The organism is Nocardiopsis coralliicola, from assembly GCF_054779695.1.
This window is the reverse complement of sequence record NZ_BAAGXT010000007.1, coordinates 72,757-90,116: the sequence shown is the minus strand read 5'-3', so window position 1 is coordinate 90,116 and position 17,360 is coordinate 72,757. Positions and strand designations below refer to the sequence as shown.

The following is a 17,360-nucleotide window of genomic DNA, read 5'->3' as shown; positions in this document are numbered from 1 at the left end:
GTGGAGTAATGAGCGACGTCACAGCCCAGTTGTACGACGAGAAGCAGCGCCAGCGGCTGGTCCGGAGGTTCGGCGCGGGCGTCGAGCAGTGGCTGTCCGGCGTCCCCGCTACGGCCGAGGCCATCGCCGAGGAGTGGGACCTCGTGATCGAGGGCGCGGCGCCGCACGGCCGCACGTCGCTGGTGCTGCTCTGCAAACGCGCCGACGGCACCCCCGCCGTCGTCAAGATCACCCCCGATACGCGGCTGGTCAGCAGTGAGGCGGCGACCCTCCGCCAGTGGGCGGGGACCGGCCGGGTGCCGCGCGTGCTCGGCCTCGATCCGGCGCGCGGAGCGCTGCTGATGGAGGCGATCGGCGACGGCCGCACCGTCTCCATGGGCGAGACGGTCCCGCCGATGGAGGAGGTCGGCGCCCTCATCGCCGACCTGCACGGCGTCGAACTGAGCGACCGGGAGCGCGCCGAGCTCAACCCGCTCGTCGGCCGCATCAACTTCGTCTTCGACTCCTGCGAGCGGCGCCGCGCCGAGGGGCCCGCGGCCGAACGGGTGCCTGCGCCGCTGCTCCACCACGGCCACGCGTGGGCGCGCGCCCTGGCCAACGGCGCCCGCGACGACGGCCCCCTCACCCCGCTCCACGGCGACCTGCACCCCGGCAACGTGCTGGACGGCGGCCCGGAGCGCGGCCTCGTCGCCGTGGACCCCCGAGCCTGCCTGGGCGACCCCGCCATCGACGGAATCGAATGGCTGGTGTGGCGCTCCAGGAGCAGGGACGAGATCCGCGGCCGAGCGGCCCGCCTCGCCCCCGCCATGGGCGTACCGGAGCAGCGGCTCCTGGACTGGGCGGGCGCATTCGCGCCGGTCTTCGCCGTCGTCCTCGCCGACCGCGGCCGGGACGGCACCCCCGAGTTCGACTTCCTGCTGGACGCAGCGGCCAACGGGGTCTGACGGCTGCCCGCGCGGGGGCGGCACACGCCGCTCGGAGCTGCGCTCCGGCCCCGGCCGCGCGGGGGAGTGCGCCGCGGCTGCGGTTCAGCGGGAACGCCGCGGGGAGCGGGGCCTGCAGCGCTGCGCCCGGCTGCGCACGGGCGCTGAGCAGCGGCGCGGGAAGCCGCGGGCCGGCAGCGGGCAGTGCGGCGGGTCCGGCCGCGGCGCGGCTGGTAGCAGGATCGCGCAGCAGCGGATACACCGTGGTGGCGGCTTCCTTGCGCGGCGTCCACAACCGGCCGTGCAGTCGGACGGCCCTTCACTTTTCGGCCGTCGGTGGGGTGTCGTTCAAGCACCGTGAAGGCGAGCGACGCGCGCGGGCGGCAGTGTCCCGTGCGTCGTGCACGCACCAGCGCATCGAAGGAGACCCATGCGGCGCAGTTCCGACGCCCCCCGATGGATCGCCGTCGCCACCGGCTTCGCCGCGGCGGCAGCCCTCGCCGTCGCCCCCGCCCCTGCGGCCGCCGACGCAGCCGCCGCCGGCACCGCCGCGGCCGACGGAGGCCCCAGCGCCTCCGACACGCCGTGGGTGATCGGCCACCGCGGCGCCTCCGCCTACCGCCCCGAACACACCCTCGCCGCCTACGACCTCGCCCTCAAGCAGGGGTCGTCGTTCATCGAGACCGACCTCGTGCCGACCTCCGACGGACACCTCATCGTCCGGCACGAGAACGAGCTGGGCGGCACCACCGACGTCAGCGACCGGCCCGAGTTCGCCGACCGGCACACCACCAAGGTCATCGACGGCCGGGAGGTGACCGGCTGGTTCTCCGAGGACTTCACGCTGGAGGAGATCAAGACGCTCCGCGCCGTCGAGCGCATCCCCGACATCCGGCCGGACAACACCCGCTACGACGGCCGGTACACGATCCCCACCTGGGAGGAGGCCGTCGCGTACTGGGAGAAGCAGACCGAGAAGCGCAAGTACCGCGACGTGAAGCTCATCCCGGAGCTCAAGCACGGCGCCTACTTCGACGGGCTCGGCCTGGACATCGAGGAGGCCATCGCGGAGTCGCTGGTCGAGCACGGCCTGGACGGCGCGGACGCGCCGGTCTACGTGCAGTCCTTCGAGCCCGAGTCGGCAGCCGAGGTGAGCGAGCGCGTCGACACGCCGGTGGTGCAGCTCATCGGCGCGAACCAGCCCGAGCTGACGGCGCCCGAGGGGCTGGACGGGGTCGCGGAGTACGCTGACGCGATCGGCCCCGAGCTCAACCTGGTCCGCCCGATCGGCGAGGACGGCAAGGCCGCCGAGCCGACCCCGCTCGTCGCCGACGCCCACGACCGCGGCCTGCTGGTCACGCCCTACACGCTGCGCAGCGAGAACGAGTTCCTGCCGGAGGGCTACCGCACCAGCGGCGACCCCACCGCCTACGGCGACTACCTCGACTACTACATCGCCATCCTGGAGACGGGCGTCGACGGCGTCTTCTCCGACAGCCCGGACCACCTCGCCGAGGCCCGCGAGATCTACCTGGACGCCCGCGGCTAGAGCGGCAGAGAGCGCCGCGCCCGGCCCCGCAGGCCGCGGGACCGGGCGCGCTCCGCCGCGGGGTGAGGCGGGTGAGGCGGCCGCCGCTCCCCGCCCCCGCCCGTCACTTCTCGAAGCGGTAGCCCATGCCGGCCTCGGTGATGAGGTGGACCGGGTGCGCCGGGTCGGGCTCCAGCTTGCGGCGGAGCTGGGCCATGTAGACGCGCAGGTAGTTCGTCTCGCTCTGGTAGACCGGCCCCCACACGTCGTGCAGCAGCCGGCGCTGGCTCACCAGGCGCCCCGCGTTGCGCACCAGGATCTCCAGGATGTGCCACTCGGTGGGGGTGAGCCGCACCTCCTCGCCGCCGCGGCTGACCCGCTTCGCGCCCAGGTCCACGGTGAACGCCCGCGCCTCGACCACGGGCGCCTCCTCCACCTGCACCGACCGGCGCTGCGCGGCGCGGATCCGGGCGAGCAGCTCGTCCATGCCGAACGGCTTCGTCACGTAGTCGTCGGCGCCCTGGTCCAGGGAGCGGACCTTCTCCCCGGCCGAGTGCCGCGCCGACAGCACGATGATCGGCACGGCCGTCCAGGCGCGCAGCGCGGCGATGACCTCGTCGCCCTCCATGTCCGGCAGCCCCAGGTCGAGAAGGACCACGTCGGGGTGGTGCTCCGCGGCGGCCTGCAGCGCCGACGCGCCGGTGGCGGCCGTCGTCACGTCGTAGCCCCGCGCCCGCAGGTTGATGCGCATCGCCCGGATGATCTGCGCGTCGTCGTCGACGACAAGAATCCGCATCGTCCGTCCTCGTCAGCGGTGGGTCAGCGGCGTCCGTCTCCGCCGGAGGCGCCGGGACCGGCACCCCCGCCATCTTCTCCGCCGCCGCCGCGCTCCGCACGCGAGGGGCCGCCATCGGCGCGGCCGGGTGCACCCGGCGCCGCCCCGCCACCGGCCTCCGCCCCTCCGTCCGCGGTCTCGTGCGCACCGCCGGCTGCTGCATCCGCACCCGCGCCCGGTGCGCCCGGTCCCGGGGCGGCCGCGCTGTCGGGCGGCGCGGCGGGAAGGGTGAAGACGAGCGTGAGGCCGCCGCCGGGCGTGTCCTCGGCGCTCAGCCAGGCGCCCATCGCCTCGCTGAACCCGCGCGCCACCGCCAGGCCCAGGCCGACGCCGGTGCCCCGCGGTGCGTCGCCCAGCCGCTGGAACGCCTCGAAGATCGCGTCCTTGTCCCGGTCGGTGACGCCAGGCCCCTGGTCGACGATGCGCAGCTCCACCTCGTCGCCGTGCGCGCTCGCCGCGATCCGGACCGGGCCCTTGCCCGCGGGGTTGTAGCGCACCGCGTTCTGCACGACGTTGGCCACGGCCCGCTCCAGCAGGCCCCGGTCGGCCGACACCCGCGGCAGCGCGTCGGGCACGGCGACGGCGACCGTGTCCGGCGGGACGCCGATCAGCGTGGCCGGTACGACCTCCTCCAGGCCGATGCGCTGCATCTTCGGCTGTACCGTGTCGGTCTCCAGCCGGCTCATGTCGAGCAGGTTGCCGATCAGGCCGTCCAGCCGGTCCGCGGACTCCTCGATGTTCTCCAGCAGGTCGCTGCGGTCGGTCTCGTCCAGCGCGAGGTCGGGCGAGCGCAGGCTGGAGACGCTCGCCTTGATCGAGGTGAGCGGTGAGCGCAGGTCGTGGGAGACGGCGGCCAGCAGCGCTGTGCGGATCCGGTTGCCGGCCGCCTGGCGGCGCGCCTGGGCCGCGTCCCGGGCCAGCCGCTGGCGCTCCAGCGCGATGCCGATGTGGCTGGCGAACGCGTTGAGGAAGGTGCGGTCGGAGGCGGCGATCATATGCCCGCGCAGCGCCAGCACCAGGGTGTCGCTCACTGAGACCAGGGCATCGGCCTGGTCGGGGTCGGTGCACGGCGGGTCGCCGTATTTTCCGACCACCCGCCACTGGGCGCCCTCGCCCTGCTCCAGCAGGGTCACCGAGCGCTGAGCGAACACGCTGCGGATGCGCACCAGCAGCGCGCGCAGCGGCTCCTGGGACGCCAGCACGCTGCCCGCGAGCAGCGCCAGGGTCTCCGCCTCCGAGCGGGCGCGTACCGCTTGGATCGAGTTGCGGTTGGACCGGTCCACCACGAACGACACCAGCAGCGCCACCAGCACGAATGCGCCGAGCGCGAGCACGTTCTGCAGCCCGTTCACCGCCACGCCGGACGCGGGCGGCGTGAACAGCACGTTCAGTAGCAGGCTGCCCCAGAGCGCCGACGCCAGCGCCGGCCACAGGCCGCCGACCAGCGCCACCGCGACCGTGCCGATCAGGAAGATCAGCGTGTCGGTGGTCAGGCCCAGATCGCTGAACGGCGGCAGGCGCAGCACGGCGCCGCCGAGCGGCGGCAGCGCCAGCGCAGCCACCCAGCCCCAGGCCACCCGGGTCGGGCCGAGCGAGAAGCGCAGCGGCGGGACGAGCCCGCGGCCGCGTCCCACCTCCTCGTGCGTGACGATGTGCACGTCGATGTCGCCGGACTCGCGGGCCACCGTCGCGCCGACACCGGGCCCGAACACGAACTGCCAGCCGCGCCGCCGCGACGACCCCAGCACGATCTGCGTGGCGTTGGCGCCGCGCGCGAACTCCAGCAGCGACGTTGCCACGTCGTCGCCGATCACCCGGTGGAAGGAGCCGCCGAGCTCGGCGAGCAGCCGCTTCTGCCGCACCAGCTCCGGGGAGGGGTGCGCCAGCGCGGTTCCGGACGCCACGTGCACCGCCATCAGGTGGCTGGGCTGCGGCTGGCCGCCGCGGGACCGGGCAGCTATGCGCGCCGCGCGCCGGATCAGCGTCTCGCCCTCCGGCCCGCCGGTCAGCGCGACGACGATGCGCTCCCGCGCCTCCCAGGTGTGCCGGATCTTGTGCCGGCCGCGGTAGCGCGCGAGCCCTTCGTCGACGCGATCGGCGAGCCAGAGCAGCGCGAGCTCGCGCAGCGCGGTGAGGTTGCCCTCCCGGAAGTAGTTGGACAGCGCGGCGTCGACCTTCTCCGCCGGATAGATGTTCCCGTGCGACATGCGGCGGCGCAGCGCGTACGGCGACATGTCGCACAGTTCGATCTGGTCGGCGCGGCGCACCGTGTCGTCGGGGATCGTCTCGTCCACCGGCACCCCGGTGATCTGCACGATCACGTCGTTGAGGGATTCGAGGTGCTGGATGTTGAGGGTGGTGACGACGTCGATGCCGGCCGCGAGCAGCTCCTCCACGTCGTGGCGGCGCTTGGGGTTGCGCGCGCCCGGGCCGTTGGCGCGCGCCACCTCGTCGATCACCGCGACCTCCGGCGCGCGGGCGAGGACCGCGGCGACGTCCACCTCCGGCCCGTCGGCCCCCGCGCGCGGGGGCACCTGCTCCAGCCGTTCGGCGGCTTCCGCGGTGCGCGGCCGGCCGTGCGCTTCCACCAGGGCGGCGACGACGTCGGTGCCGCGCTCGCGGCGCCGGTGGCCCTCGCTCAGCGCGGCGTAGGTCTTGCCGACGCCGGGTGCGGCGCCCAGGTAGATGCGGAGTTGTCCACGTGTCACCCGTCCATTCTCGGCGATGCCGCGGGCATGCTGGCGGACCCGCGTGCGGACGCGGAAACGCAGGTCAGCCAGTCTGCGCCGGGGCGGCTCCAGCAGTGCGGGCCGCGGCGGGGGCGCCGGACGCGGAGGCGGGTGCGTGCGGTGCGGCGTCGGACTCCTCCCCTCCGCCTATTCCGGGCCGTCCGAGCCGTTGAGGGGGGCGAAGCGGGGCGGGCGCCGCTCGGTGTAGGCGGTGATCCCCTCGGCGAAGTCGGGGTGGGCGAACGCGCCCGGCATGAGCGCGGCGGCGTCCTCCTCCGCCGCGGCGAGGTCCTGGTCGCCGGAGCGGAGCAGCTGGCCCTTGATGGCCGCCATGGAGGCCGGCGAGCAGTGGGCGGCCAGGTCGCGGGCGTAGCCGACCGCGGCGGGCAGCACCTCCTCCCGCGGCAGCACGTGCTCGACGAGGCCGATCCGCGCCGCTTCGGTGCCGGTGACCACGCGGCCGCTGAGTAGCAGGTCGGCGGCGTGCCCGGCGCCGACCAGGCGGGGCAGCCGCCACGCGATGCCGTACTCGGCGATCAGGCCGCGCCGGCTGAAGGAGGTGGTGAGCTTGGCGTCCTCGGCGGCGAACCGCACGTCGGCGTGGAGCGCGACGACCAGCCCCAGGCCGGCTGCTGCACCGTTCAGCGCCGCGACCACCGGAGTGCTCAGCAGCAGCGGCAGCGACTTGGGCCGGTCCGGCTGCCGGTAGTCGGAGCCGTCGCCGATGCCGGCGAGCCCGTCCATGTCGGCGCCGGCGCAGAACCCGCGGCCGGCGCCGGTGAGCACGACCGCGCGGATCCCCGGGTCGCGGTCGGCGTCCTCCAGGTGGTCGAAGAGGAGCTCTTCCATCTCCGGCGTCCACGCGTTGAGCCGGTCCGGGCGGTTGAGTGTGAGCACGCACACCCCGTCGCCGTCCTCCCGCAGGACCGGTGCCGCCTCCGCCATCCGCGCCTCCTCGCCCTCGGTGCCGGCTGTCCGCTGCCCGTGCCGGATCCGCCGCCGATGCTACGCCGGGCAATGTGGTGCGGATCACTCGGGGTCTGCTCCCCGGGGCGTGCGCCGCAGACCTGCGGGAGGACGGCACCGCCGGCGGTCGCGGGAAGCGGATCGGGTGCGGTGGCGGCGGTGCGCGGTGAAGCTCCGCAGGCCGGTGCGGCGGCCTCCGCCGGAGGGCGGGCCGCCGCACCGCACAGCGGGCCGGCCGGAGGACGCCGGGGCGGGTTTTCCTGGCGAGGAGAGGAGGATGCCGCGAGGGGCGTGCCAGGGCGACCCGCAGCAGGACAGGTGCCCGCCCGACACGCCCTAGTCCGTGTCCGGGATGAGCTTGCCCGGGTTGAGGATGCCCTCGGGGTCGAGGGCGGACTTGACCGCGCGGAGTGCCGCGGCGCCGAGGGGGCCGATCTCGGCGGCCATCCACGGGCGGTGGTCGGTGCCGACCGCGTGGTGGTGGGTGATGGTGCCGCCGCCCGCGGCGATCGCGTCGCCCGCCGCGCGCTTGGCCCGCGCCCACCGCTCCAGCGGGTCGTTTCCGGCCGGCGCCGCCACCGTGAAGTACAGCGATGCGCCCTCCGGATAGGTGTGCGAGATGTGGCAGAGCACGATCGCGCGCCCGTCCGGCCCGTCCAGGGCGGTACTGAGCGCCGAGCCCACCGCCTCGTACAGCGGCAGCAGCGACGACCACGGGGCCGCCGTCTCCAGCGTTTCGGCGAGCACGCCCGCGCTGAGCAGAGCGTCGCGCAGGTAGGGGGCGTTGAAGCGGCCTTCGCGCCAGTGCGCCACCGGCTCCGGTCCCAGCGGCTCCCCGCCGGACTGCTCCAGCGTGCGCGCCGCTGCCGCGCGGCGCGCCGCGACCTCGCCGGCCGGCCCGTCGAAGCCGAGCACGGCCAGGCACCCGGCCGGCGCCGCCGAACCCGCCAGCGCGGCGTTGACGAAGGTCTCGGTGGCGTCGGAGAGCCGCGCCACCGTCGGCCGCAGCCCCGACTGGGCCAGCCGGCGCAGCGCAGCGGCGCCGGTCGGGTAGTCGTCGAACCGCCACGCATCGTCGACGGCTGCCTCCGGGAGCGGGCGCACCCGCACGGTCACCGAGGTGATGACGCCGAACACGCCCTCCGACCCCAGCAGCAGTGCCCGGAGGTCCGGGCCGGCGGCGGACGGAACGCCGCGGCCGGCGTGCAGGGTGCCCTGCGGGGTGGCTGCGGTCAGCGCGACCACCATGTCGTCGAAGCGGCCGTAGCCCGCCGACGCCTGACCGCTGGAGCGGGTGGCCGCGAACCCGCCGATCGTGGCGAACTCGAAGCTCTGCGGCAGGTGGCCGAGGGTGAATCCGCGCTCGTTGAGCAGGCGTTCCGCCTCGGGGCCGCGCAGCCCCGCCCCGAGCACGGCAGTGTGTGCCGCGGTGTCCAGCTCGTCCAGGGCGTCCAGGCGGCGCAGGTCGAGGGCGGCGACCGCGGAGAACCGGCCGCGCAGCGGGGCGACCCCGCCGACGACGCTGGTGCCCCCGCCGAACGGCACGACGGCCACCCCGTGCTCGGCACAGATGCGCAGCGCGGCCGCGACACCGTCGTGGCCGGCCGGGCGCAGCACCGCATCCGGGGCGGCGTCGACCTGGCCGCCGCGCATCCGCAGCAGGTCGGGCGTGCTCTTGCCGGCCGTGTGCCGGAGCCGGTCGGCCTTCTCCGTGCTGACGCCGTCTGCGCCCAGCGCGGTGCGCAGCGCCTGCAGGGCGCCGTCGTCCAGCGCCGGGCCGGGCAGCGGGATCGCTGCGGGGTCCACCGGCGGCCGCGGGGCCAGTTCGGTGCCGAGCGCATCGGCGATCAGGGCCCGCACCGCGTCGGACAGCTCGTGGGCGCGGCCGGGGTCGCCCCACGCCTGGGCGGGCATTTCGGGGACCCGATCGGCCACCCGGGTTCTGGGTCGGTCTCCGCTCATGCCGTACAGTTTTACACATGCCGTTAAGACGTAACGTTGAGGATCGGATCCTCGATGCAGCCCGGGAGTGCGTCGAGGCGTTCGGCGTCCGCCGCACCACCCTCACCGATGTGGCGCGCCGCGCCGGGGTGAGCCGGCCGACCGTCTACCGGCGCTGGCCGGACGCCGTCGCGCTCGTCGCCGACCTGCTCACCCGCGAGATGCTCGCCGTGGTGCACGGCGCCGCCGAGGAGCCGGCCGGCGGCCGCAGCGGCCGCGCCCACCTGGCCGACCTGGCCGCGCAGGTGCTCCGCGCGGTGATCGAGCATCCGCTGTTCTGCCGCATCGTCGACCACGAGCCGGAGATCCTGGCGACCTACGCCTTCCACCGGCTGGGTACGAGCCAGCTCGCTGTGCTCGACCTGGTCCGGCCGCAGATCGAAGCGGGCCAGGCGGATGGCTCCATCCGCCCCGGCGATCCCGCTGCCCTGGCCCGGATCGTGCTGCTCACGGTCCAGAACACGGCCACCTCCCGCCGCCTCACGGCGGACGTGCTTGCTCCCGCCGCCCTCGCCGGCGAGATCCGCACGCTCCTCGACGCCTACCTGGCCCCGCCGGAACCGCGGTGAGCCGCGCCGCGGCTCACCGCCGCCGGCAGTAGTGCCTGGCGCGCGTGCAGGGCTCGGCGGGCGGGTGAGCTGAACATTCGGCTTCGCAACGTCGCGGCAGGGGCCGCGGCAGAGAAAGGAACCGCGGTGACGGCAGTACAGGCGCCAGTGCAGGCATCGGTGCGCGGGACGGCGCTCAACAGTGCGCGGAGGGAGGAGGATCTGGCGGAGCTCGACGGCGGCACCGTGGACCTGCTCGTCGTCGGCGGCGGAGTCACCGGCGCCGGAGTGGCGCTGGACGCCGCGGCCCGCGGGCTGTCGGTCGCCCTGGTCGAGCGGCACGACCTCGCGCACGGCACCAGCCGGTGGAGCTCCAAGCTGGTCCACGGCGGCCTGCGCTACCTCGCCCGCGGGCGCCTGGGCCTCGCCTACGAGAGCGCCCGCGAGCGCGGCGCCCTGATGGGCACCATCGCTCCGCACCTGGTCCGCACCCTGCCGATGGTGCTGCCGCTGCACGGTGACGTCGGCCGGATGCAGGCCGCCGCGGTCGGCGGCGGCATGCGCACCGGCGATCTGCTGCGCGCGGCGGCCGGAACCGGATCCAGCACGCTGCCGCGCACCCGCCGCCTCACCGCGCAGCAGGCACTGCGGCTGCAGCCCGCGCTCCGCCCCGGCGGCCTGCGCGGCGCGATCCTCTCCTTCGACGGCCAGCTCACCGACGACGCGCGCCTCGTCGTCGCCATCGCGCGGACCGCCGCCGGGCTCGGCGCCCGCATCGTCACCCGGTGCGCGGCGGAGCGAATCTCCGGCGAGGGCGCCGACCTCATCGACCGGGAGACCGGGCGGCGGCTGTCGGTGTCGGCGCGGGCGGTCGTCAACGCAACCGGTGTCTACGCGGGTGCCCTCGCGCCCGACGTCGAGCTGCGGCCCAGCCGCGGCACGCACATCGTGCTGCCCGCCGCCGTGCTCGGCGGGCCGCGCACCGCTCTCACCGTTCCGCTGCCGGGTGCGCTCGACCGGTTCGTCTTCGCCCTGCCGCAGGACGACGGGCGGATCATCGCCGGGCTGACCGACGAGCCCGTCGACGGCCCGCTTCCGGAGGTGCCGGCAGCCCCCGAGTCCGACGTCGCGTTCCTGCTGGAGACGGTGAACCGGGTGCTAGGCACCGGGGTGCGGCGCGCCGACGTGCTCGGTACCTACGCCGGCCTCCGCCCGCTGCTGGCGGGCCCGGACGGGTCGGCGGAGGGCACCGCCGACTTGTCGCGGCGGCACGCCGTACTGCGCTCGCGGAGCGGCGCGCTCACCGTGGTCGGCGGCAAGCTCACCACCTACCGCACCATGGCGGCCGGTGCCGTGGACGCGGCGGTCGGCCAGGCCGGGCTGGCCGCCGGCCCGTGCCGCACGCGGGACCTGCCCCTGGTCGGCGCTGCGCCGCGCGACGTCCTCGACGCGGTCGATGCCCCGCGCCGCCTGGTCGCCCGCTACGGCACCGAGGCCGCAGACGTGGTCGCGCTCGCCGACGGCAACCCGGACCTCCTCCGCCCCGTCGCGGCCGGAGTCACCCCGGCGGAACTCCGCTTCGCCGTCGACCGCGAGGGCGCGCTCGACGCCGCGGACCTCCTCGACCGCCGCACCCGCCTCGGCCTCGTCCCCACCGACCGCGCCGCCGCCACCGCGGCCGCCGAAGCCGCGTTCGCCTGAGGCCCCCGCTGCTCCACCGTGCTCGCGGGGGTGAGCGGCTTCGCCGGCAGTCCTGCTGCTCTGTCCCGCCGCTTCGGGAGTCGGTGCATGAGCTGTGCTTCTGCTGTTCGCGGGGCTGGGGGTAGCCATGACAAAAATGGGCGGGGCCGCCGGTGGTATTTCCGCTCTGTCACACGGCTCCGGGGTGGTGCGTGGCCAGCGGTGCTGCTGTTCGCGGGGCGGAGCTCACGGCACAAAGGCGAAGGGCGGCTTCGCCGGCAGTCTTTCCGCTCTGCCCGCCGCTCCAGGGACGCTGCGCAACCAGAGTCACTGCTGGTCGCGGGGCTCGGGCGGCTTGGACCGCAGGCTCCTGCTCCTCTGCGATCGGCGTTCCGGTGTTCGGTGCGTCGGACAAGCGCACAAGCGGCAGCGACGGCGAGGCTGGGCAGGGGCTCCGGCGGGTCGGCCGGGTGGCGGACTGGTCGCGTGGCGGGACTGGGGGACAAATGATTTGAATACGGACACAACGGGGGCCCTGTAAACCCTGCCCAAGCAAGTACCATCCTCCTCTCCCTGCGGGCCCTGTACGCAGAGCCGATATCGCGCCGCGCTGAACTGCGCAAACGCGAGGTCACGCAGCGTGGCGGTGTCTGATTCCCGCGGGCCCAACTTTTTCGCGGCCCGATCGGCGAAAAGGTGGCAACCGCGACGCCAGGAGGCACCGCTTTAGGTGATTTGAGGCGGGAGAGGTTTCACTGCCCCGGGAAAAGGAACGCGCCGCGCTCCTGCGCGTGGGTCCCCGAACCGGACACTCAGGCTCCAGTAGTGACTGGCGCCCGGTTTCGACCTATATGTCGCCACGCAGAGTGAAAATGGCCCGGTGGACGGGCCCCGGAAGAACCGCTCCTCTCGATTCTGCGCGGATTTGCCGCTGAAAAGGCGGCAGCCGCGGCACCGATGGGGTGTTACCCGGGGTTCGCGAACCACGTGCCCGCGCCCGGCCCGCCGGCCATCGCGCCTGCAGTCCCTCTATTTACACCAGTCACACCCGCCCCGCGCGCCCGTTCCGTGACCAGTCGCCGCCCGGCCGCCGCCCCGAGGTCTGGGTAGCCCTGCCGCTGCCGTCTTTGGTGTGTCCGACGCACCGACCAATCACCACCCGGCTGCCGCCGCGAGGGAGCCCGCGACTTCCCCCGCCTCTGCAGTCACACCCGCCCTGCGGCACCGCCCCGCGCTCAGCCTGTGCCCGGCCGTCGGCCCGAACTTCCGGCCACCGCTGCCGTCGCTGGCGCTTTTCCGCTGGTCCGACGCACTGAACACCGAGTAGTCGGTGCAGGGGTGCGGGAGCCTTCGGCCTCAGCCGCCCAGTCCCGCGAACAGCAGCGCTACTGGCCACGCGCCACTCCCACAGCGGCCGGGCAGAGCGGCAAGCCGGTCGGCGAAGCCGCCCGTGTCTTGTTCTCTCTTTCTCCCAGCACCAACCCGCCGCCTTGCCGGCCACCCCGAGCGTCTGGCCGAGGAGAGCTCGGACGCCCCGTTGCCTCTTTGTTCTATGTCATCTATAACTAATAGAAGTTGTAGTGGACGATCGAGGCAGGGGGCAGGCATGCGGCAGGAAAGCGAGATCCGGATCGAGGGGCTCGTCAAGAGGTACGGGGAGGTCGAAGCGGTGCGCGGGCTCGGGCTGTCGGCCGGGCCGGGGAGTGTGACCGGCCTGCTCGGGCCGAACGGGTCGGGGAAGACGACAACGCTGCGGTGCCTGCTCGGGCTCGCGCGTCCGACCGCCGGGCGCGCGGAGATCGGCGGGGTGCCCTATGCGCGGATACCCCGCCCCACATCGGTGGTGGGTGCCGTGCTGGAGGGGCGGGCGGCGCATCCGGCATGGACCGGGCGGCGGCACCTCGACGTCTACCGGCGGTTGGCCGGGGTGCCCGCCGGCCGTGTCGGCGAGGTGCTGGCGGAGGTCGGCCTCGACGCAGCTGCCGACCGGCGCATCCGCGGCTACTCGACGGGCATGCGCCGCCGGCTGGACCTCGCCACGGCGCTGCTCGGCGACCCCGGCGTGCTCATCCTGGACGAGCCCGGAAACGGCCTCGACCCGGCCGGCGCGGCCTGGCTGCGCCGCCTGCTGCGCGCCCGCGCCGACGCCGGAGCCACCGTGCTCGTCTCCAGCCACCTGCTGGCCGAGGTCGCCCGCACCGTCGACCGCGTCGCGATCGTGCACCGCGGGGCCGTCGCCGCGGAGGGCGCCCTGGACGAGGTGGCGCCCGAGGGCACGGACCTGGAAGCGGTCTACCTGGAACTCACCGGAGCGAGCGAAGCGGAGATGGCGGCATGAACGCACGAACGACCAGCACCGCGGACCGGGCGACCGCGCAGCGGGCAGGGCATGCGCCCAGCTCTCCCGGACCCGCCCCCCGCCCGCCCGCCGGAGCATTCGCGCTTGTCGGTGCCGAGTTCGCCAAGTTCTTCGGGACCCGCACCTGGCTGTGGAGCGGGCTGCTCCTCGGCGCGCTCGCCTTCGGGGCCACCGCCCTGGTCGGAGTCGCCGCCCCCTACAGCGACCCGCCCCTGCCGGGGTTGGACACGGCCGCGGGCGTCGGCGTCGCAACCGGGCTGCTCGGCATGCTCGTCATCGTCCCCGCACTGGTGGGCATCACCGCGATGGGCGGCGAGCACCAGCACGGCACCGCGGTGCCGACCTTCCTCGCGGTGCCCCGCCGCGGCCGCGTCCTCGCCGCGAAGCTCGCCGCCTTCACCGCCGTCGGCGCCGGCTACGGCACGGTCGCCGCGGTGTCCGGCGCCGCCGGCATCGCGCTGGCCTCGGCGCTCACCGGCACACCGCTCGGTGCCCCGGCCGGAGCGATCGCCGCGGCCCTTGCCGGCGCCGCGCTGGCCATGACCACCTACACGCTGATCGGGGTCGCCGTCGGCGCGCTCCTGCGCAACCAGCTCGCTGCGCTGGCCGTTCTCGGCGCCTACCTCTACTTCATCGACCCGGTGCTGACCCTGCTGCCGGTGCTCGGCCCGGTGCAGCCGTTCCTGCCTCGCGGCGCCACCGACGCTCTCACCGGCGCCGGACACCTCGCCGCCGAGACCGCAGCCCAGACCGGGATCCCTGCTCCAGACCTCCTCCCGGTGGGCGCGGCGGCGGCCGTGCTGGCCGCCTACGCGCTGCTTGCCGCGGCAATCGCGATCGCCCTCCCGATGCGCAGGGACGTCCGATGACGCGTGGGATCCTGGGGAGCGGCGCCGCGCCGGATCGGCCGCAAGGGGGGAACAGTGATCCTGAGCATCGACCTCGACAGCGAGGTCCCCATCTACCAGCAGCTGCGCGACCGCGTGGTGGAGGCGGTCGCATCCGGCGAGCTGCGCGAGGGGAGCCGGCTGCCGCCGACGCGCACGCTCGGGGCCGATCTCGGGGTCAACTTCCACACCGTCAACAAGGCCTACGACCAGCTGCGCCGCGAGGGCCTGCTGCGGATCAACCGGAAGACGGGCGCGGTCATCCAGCGCGACCCGGCTTCCGGCCCGCCACCGCCGGAGTTCGCCGCCGAATGGGAGGAGCGGCTGGCCACGCTGCTGGCGGAGGCGACCGCGCAGGGGCTGACCGGCGGCGACGTGGCCGACGCGTGCACACGGCGCCTTGCGGCCTTCCGCGGCGCCGGCTCGGCCGAAGAGAGGACCTGACATGGTGACCTGGCTCGTCCTCGCCGCGGGGGTGGCCGCCGCGACAGCCGTGATGCTCGCCGCGCCCGCGCTCGGCCCGCCCACGGTGCCGTTCGGGGTGCGCGTGCCGCGCGGCCGGATCGCCGATCCGGCGGTCACCGCCGCCGCCCTCCGCTACCGGCGGGCCACCCTCCTGCTCGGCGCAGCCCTGCTGGCGCTCGTGACCGCCGGAACCCTCTCCGGCGCAGCCGCGGCCGCCGTGCTCGCCGCGGTGGCCGCCGCCGTGGGCGGCCACCTCGTGCTCCGGGTGCGCGCGCACCGGAGCATCTCCGCGGCCAAGCAGGCCGGCGACTGGTATTCCGGACTGCGGCAGACCGCGGCCGCCGACACCACGCTGCGCACCGACCCGGTGCCGATGCCGTGGCGCTGGCTGGCGCCGTCAGCCGTGCTGGCCGGAGCCACGGCCGCCGCCGGTGCGGCCGCCTATCCGCGGCTGCCCGGCGAGCTGATGGTGTCGGTCCGCTACTCCGGTGGCCAGCAGCTCATCGAGACCGCGCCGACCACGCCGCTGGTCGCGCTCTCCCCGGTCATCGGGCAGGTCGCCTGCTTTGCCGTGCTCACCGGGGTGCTCGCCGCGGTATTGCGGGCACGGCCGCAGATCGACGCCGACCGCCCGTCCGAGGCGGCAGCCCAGTACCGGCGCTTCCTCACGGTCGCCGGGCGCTGCATCGCCGCGGCCGTGTTCGGTTCGGTGCTCTGCCTGGCGGGACTCGCGGCGCTGATGTGGACGGGCACGCTGGACCGCCCGCTGCCGGCGGTGCTCGCGCTGGTCCCCGGGCTCCTCGCTGCGGTCGCCGCCTTCGGTGCGCTGGCGGCCGTGGGCCAGGGCGGCTGGCGGCTGCGCCAGGCCGCGCCTGCCGCGGAGGCAGGGTCCGGCAATGCCGTCCAGCGCGACGACGACCGCTCCTGGCGCCTGGGCGGCCTGGTCTACGCCGACCGCTCCGACCCCGCCCTGCTGGTGCCCAAGCGCAGCATGGGGCTCGGCTGGACCGTCAACCTGGGCCATCCGGTCGCCATCTGCCTGGCCGCGGCCGCCGTCCTGGCCTCCGCCGCGGCCGCCGCCGCCCTGTTCACGCTCGACCTCCCGCCCGGCGGGGCCTTCTACGGCTGGCACTGGAGCCCGTAGCGTCCCGGCTGCGCCGCACCGGCCGGGTCTCTGAGCGGGACAGCCGCGGCGGGTCCGCGGCCGGTGCGCACCGGCCGCGGACCCACCCGAACGGCCGTGCCCGGCCGAATAACCCTAGGAGCCGGACTTGCGGCGGGTGCCGGGAAGGACGCCGGCGTCCGCGAGGGCCGCGAAGGCCGGCGCGGTGAGTTCGGTGAGACGGGCTGCCTCGGCCGCGGTCAGGGCGGCCAGGGCCGGGAGGGCGAGGTCGTCGGTCCGGTCCTCCAGCTCGGCGCGGAGGGTCCGCCCCTTGTCGGTGAGGGCGGGGGAGTCCGGGTCGCTGCCCGGCACGGCCAGGCCCCGGTCGACCAGCCGCGCGAGGCCGGCCGCCCACTCCTGCTCCGACCAGACGCGCAGCTTGCGCAGCGCGCGCGCCGAGAACGGGCCGCCGGCCGCCGCATGCGACACCAGCGCCTCCACCGGGTCCAGCTCCGCCTCGACGAGCAGCGCGATGTGCCCGTCGCCGCGGAACTCCCGGATCAGGCTCGCCGCGTGCCACAGCACCAGGTGCGGAGCGTCGTCCGCCGGCCACTCCACATCGGCGTGGGCGGCATACAGCGGACGCCCCGCGGCGGACTCGCGCGACAGCCCTTCGGCCGCGCGCCGCGCCAGCTGCGCCGCTTCCGCGATCTCAGCGGAGTCCGCCATCGCGTCGCCGAGGTGGGCGCGCAGCCCCGCGTCGACCGCCTTCCAGCGGGCGGCGAGCGCTTCGTCGGGCGACACCTTCTCCCACACCCGCGGCACGACGCTGCCGATCGCGGCGGGGTTGAAGTTGTAGAACGCCGCCGCGACCGGTCCGGCGCCCACCGCCCCCATCGGCGCCGCCCGCGGCGCGACATAGGCGGCGAGCGGGTTGTCCAGGCCGGCCGCCGCGTACACCTGCTGGCCCTCCGGCGTGAAATACGCCTGGGCGTGCACCGGCTCAAGGGCGGCCCAGGCGGCGCGCGCGCCGCGCACGGTCACCGCTTCGCCGGCCGCCGGCGCGGTTGCGGGCTTCCCGTCTCCCGTCATGCAGGGCTCCATTCTGGTGAGGGGTGCTCGGAGCACGTCGCCGGGCCGGCCGCCAGCTGCTCTCGGCCGGCTCCGCCGCGGGCCGCCCGGTGCGGACCGCACACAGCAGCCTGCCCCAGAGGTGTGCCGGTTGGCGAGGAGCCCCCTCCGCCGGACCCGGTGCGCGGCGCGGCAGAACGGAGCGAGCGGCGGTCCGGCCGCGCGGATGTATGGGCACTGGCCAGGGCAGGCGTTCCCGATCCGGA

The 17,360-nt window shown here is 75.2% G+C and carries 13 protein-coding genes; 8 read left to right on the top strand and 5 right to left on the bottom strand.

Annotated elements, in window-relative coordinates:
- Positions 1-8 precede the first annotated feature (8 nt).
- Both ACYVGT_RS07915 and ACYVGT_RS07910 read left to right on the top strand, forming a co-directional pair.
- Positions 9-944, top strand: a complete 936-nt coding sequence (locus ACYVGT_RS07915; RefSeq protein WP_460855787.1) for an aminoglycoside phosphotransferase family protein — start codon at positions 9-11, stop codon at positions 942-944.
- A 409-nt stretch (positions 945-1,353) separates the two neighbouring features.
- Positions 1,354-2,472, top strand: a complete 1,119-nt coding sequence (locus ACYVGT_RS07910; RefSeq protein ID WP_460855786.1) for a glycerophosphodiester phosphodiesterase family protein — start codon at positions 1,354-1,356, stop codon at positions 2,470-2,472.
- A 103-nt stretch (positions 2,473-2,575) separates the two neighbouring features.
- Here the strand turns inward: ACYVGT_RS07910 and ACYVGT_RS07905 are convergent, their stop codons facing one another.
- The 4 genes from ACYVGT_RS07905 to ACYVGT_RS07890 all read right to left on the bottom strand — a co-directional run bounded on the left by ACYVGT_RS07905 (position 2,576) and on the right by ACYVGT_RS07890 (position 8,943).
- Complete coding sequence (locus tag ACYVGT_RS07905; RefSeq protein ID WP_460855785.1) at positions 2,576-3,247, bottom strand: response regulator; 672 nt, start codon at positions 3,245-3,247, stop codon at positions 2,576-2,578.
- A 23-nt stretch (positions 3,248-3,270) separates the two neighbouring features.
- Positions 3,271-5,994 (bottom strand): ATP-binding protein, encoded by a 2,724-nt coding sequence (locus tag ACYVGT_RS07900; RefSeq protein WP_460855784.1) that lies wholly within the window; start codon positions 5,992-5,994, stop codon positions 3,271-3,273.
- 168 nt (positions 5,995-6,162) lie between these two features.
- Complete coding sequence (locus ACYVGT_RS07895) at positions 6,163-6,960, bottom strand: enoyl-CoA hydratase-related protein (protein ID WP_460855783.1); 798 nt, start codon at positions 6,958-6,960, stop codon at positions 6,163-6,165.
- Between the two features lie 357 nt (positions 6,961-7,317).
- Positions 7,318-8,943 (bottom strand): FAD-binding oxidoreductase, encoded by a 1,626-nt coding sequence (locus tag ACYVGT_RS07890; protein ID WP_460855782.1) that lies wholly within the window; start codon positions 8,941-8,943, stop codon positions 7,318-7,320.
- Positions 8,944-8,960: 17 nt separating this feature from the next.
- Here ACYVGT_RS07890 and ACYVGT_RS07885 point away from each other — a divergent pair, with 17 nt between their 5' ends.
- From ACYVGT_RS07885 to ACYVGT_RS07860, 6 genes are all read left to right on the top strand, one after another.
- On the top strand, positions 8,961-9,551 hold the full coding sequence (locus tag ACYVGT_RS07885) for a TetR/AcrR family transcriptional regulator (RefSeq protein ID WP_460855781.1): 591 nt from the start codon (positions 8,961-8,963) through the stop codon (positions 9,549-9,551).
- Between the two features lie 126 nt (positions 9,552-9,677).
- Entirely contained in the window at positions 9,678-11,231 is a 1,554-nt protein-coding gene (locus tag ACYVGT_RS07880; RefSeq protein ID WP_460855780.1) for a glycerol-3-phosphate dehydrogenase/oxidase, read from the top strand.
- Between the two features lie 1,585 nt (positions 11,232-12,816).
- Complete coding sequence (locus ACYVGT_RS07875; protein WP_460855779.1) at positions 12,817-13,548, top strand: ABC transporter ATP-binding protein; 732 nt, start codon at positions 12,817-12,819, stop codon at positions 13,546-13,548.
- Positions 13,545-14,438 carry an ABC transporter permease gene (locus tag ACYVGT_RS07870; protein ID WP_460855778.1) on the top strand — a complete coding sequence of 298 codons (894 nt, stop codon included), beginning with the start codon at positions 13,545-13,547 and terminating at the stop codon, positions 14,436-14,438. Before ACYVGT_RS07875 ends, ACYVGT_RS07870 begins: the two co-directional genes overlap by 4 nt.
- A gap of 54 nt (positions 14,439-14,492) precedes the next feature.
- Positions 14,493-14,900: a GntR family transcriptional regulator gene (locus ACYVGT_RS07865; RefSeq protein ID WP_460855777.1), complete on the top strand. Its 408-nt coding sequence runs from the start codon at positions 14,493-14,495 to the stop codon at positions 14,898-14,900.
- A gap of 1 nt (position 14,901) precedes the next feature.
- Positions 14,902-16,065, top strand: a complete 1,164-nt coding sequence (locus ACYVGT_RS07860) for a DUF5808 domain-containing protein (RefSeq protein ID WP_460855776.1) — start codon at positions 14,902-14,904, stop codon at positions 16,063-16,065.
- Between the two features lie 114 nt (positions 16,066-16,179).
- On the opposite strand, the gene ACYVGT_RS07855 is transcribed toward ACYVGT_RS07860, so the two are convergent.
- Positions 16,180-17,115 carry an SCO6745 family protein gene (locus ACYVGT_RS07855; RefSeq protein ID WP_460855775.1) on the bottom strand — a complete coding sequence of 312 codons (936 nt, stop codon included), beginning with the start codon at positions 17,113-17,115 and terminating at the stop codon, positions 16,180-16,182.
- Positions 17,116-17,360 lie beyond the last annotated feature (245 nt).

What these genes read in the sequence shown, in the direction of transcription:
- ACYVGT_RS07890 (WP_460855782.1), bottom strand. Translation starts at nt 8,943, where the DNA reads ATGAGCGGAGACCGACCCAGAACCCGGGTGGCCGATCGGGTCCCCGAA.
- ACYVGT_RS07885 (WP_460855781.1), top strand. Translation starts at nt 8,961, where the DNA reads ATGCCGTTAAGACGTAACGTTGAGGATCGGATCCTCGATGCAGCCCGG.
- ACYVGT_RS07905 (WP_460855785.1), bottom strand. Translation starts at nt 3,247, where the DNA reads ATGCGGATTCTTGTCGTCGACGACGACGCGCAGATCATCCGGGCGATG.
- ACYVGT_RS07860 (WP_460855776.1), top strand. Translation starts at nt 14,902, where the DNA reads ATGGTGACCTGGCTCGTCCTCGCCGCGGGGGTGGCCGCCGCGACAGCC.
- ACYVGT_RS07910 (WP_460855786.1), top strand. Translation starts at nt 1,354, where the DNA reads ATGCGGCGCAGTTCCGACGCCCCCCGATGGATCGCCGTCGCCACCGGC.
- ACYVGT_RS07895 (WP_460855783.1), bottom strand. Translation starts at nt 6,960, where the DNA reads ATGGCGGAGGCGGCACCGGTCCTGCGGGAGGACGGCGACGGGGTGTGC.
- ACYVGT_RS07875 (WP_460855779.1), top strand. Translation starts at nt 12,817, where the DNA reads ATGCGGCAGGAAAGCGAGATCCGGATCGAGGGGCTCGTCAAGAGGTAC.
- ACYVGT_RS07915 (WP_460855787.1), top strand. Translation starts at nt 9, where the DNA reads ATGAGCGACGTCACAGCCCAGTTGTACGACGAGAAGCAGCGCCAGCGG.
- ACYVGT_RS07855 (WP_460855775.1), bottom strand. Translation starts at nt 17,115, where the DNA reads ATGACGGGAGACGGGAAGCCCGCAACCGCGCCGGCGGCCGGCGAAGCG.
- ACYVGT_RS07870 (WP_460855778.1), top strand. Translation starts at nt 13,545, where the DNA reads ATGAACGCACGAACGACCAGCACCGCGGACCGGGCGACCGCGCAGCGG.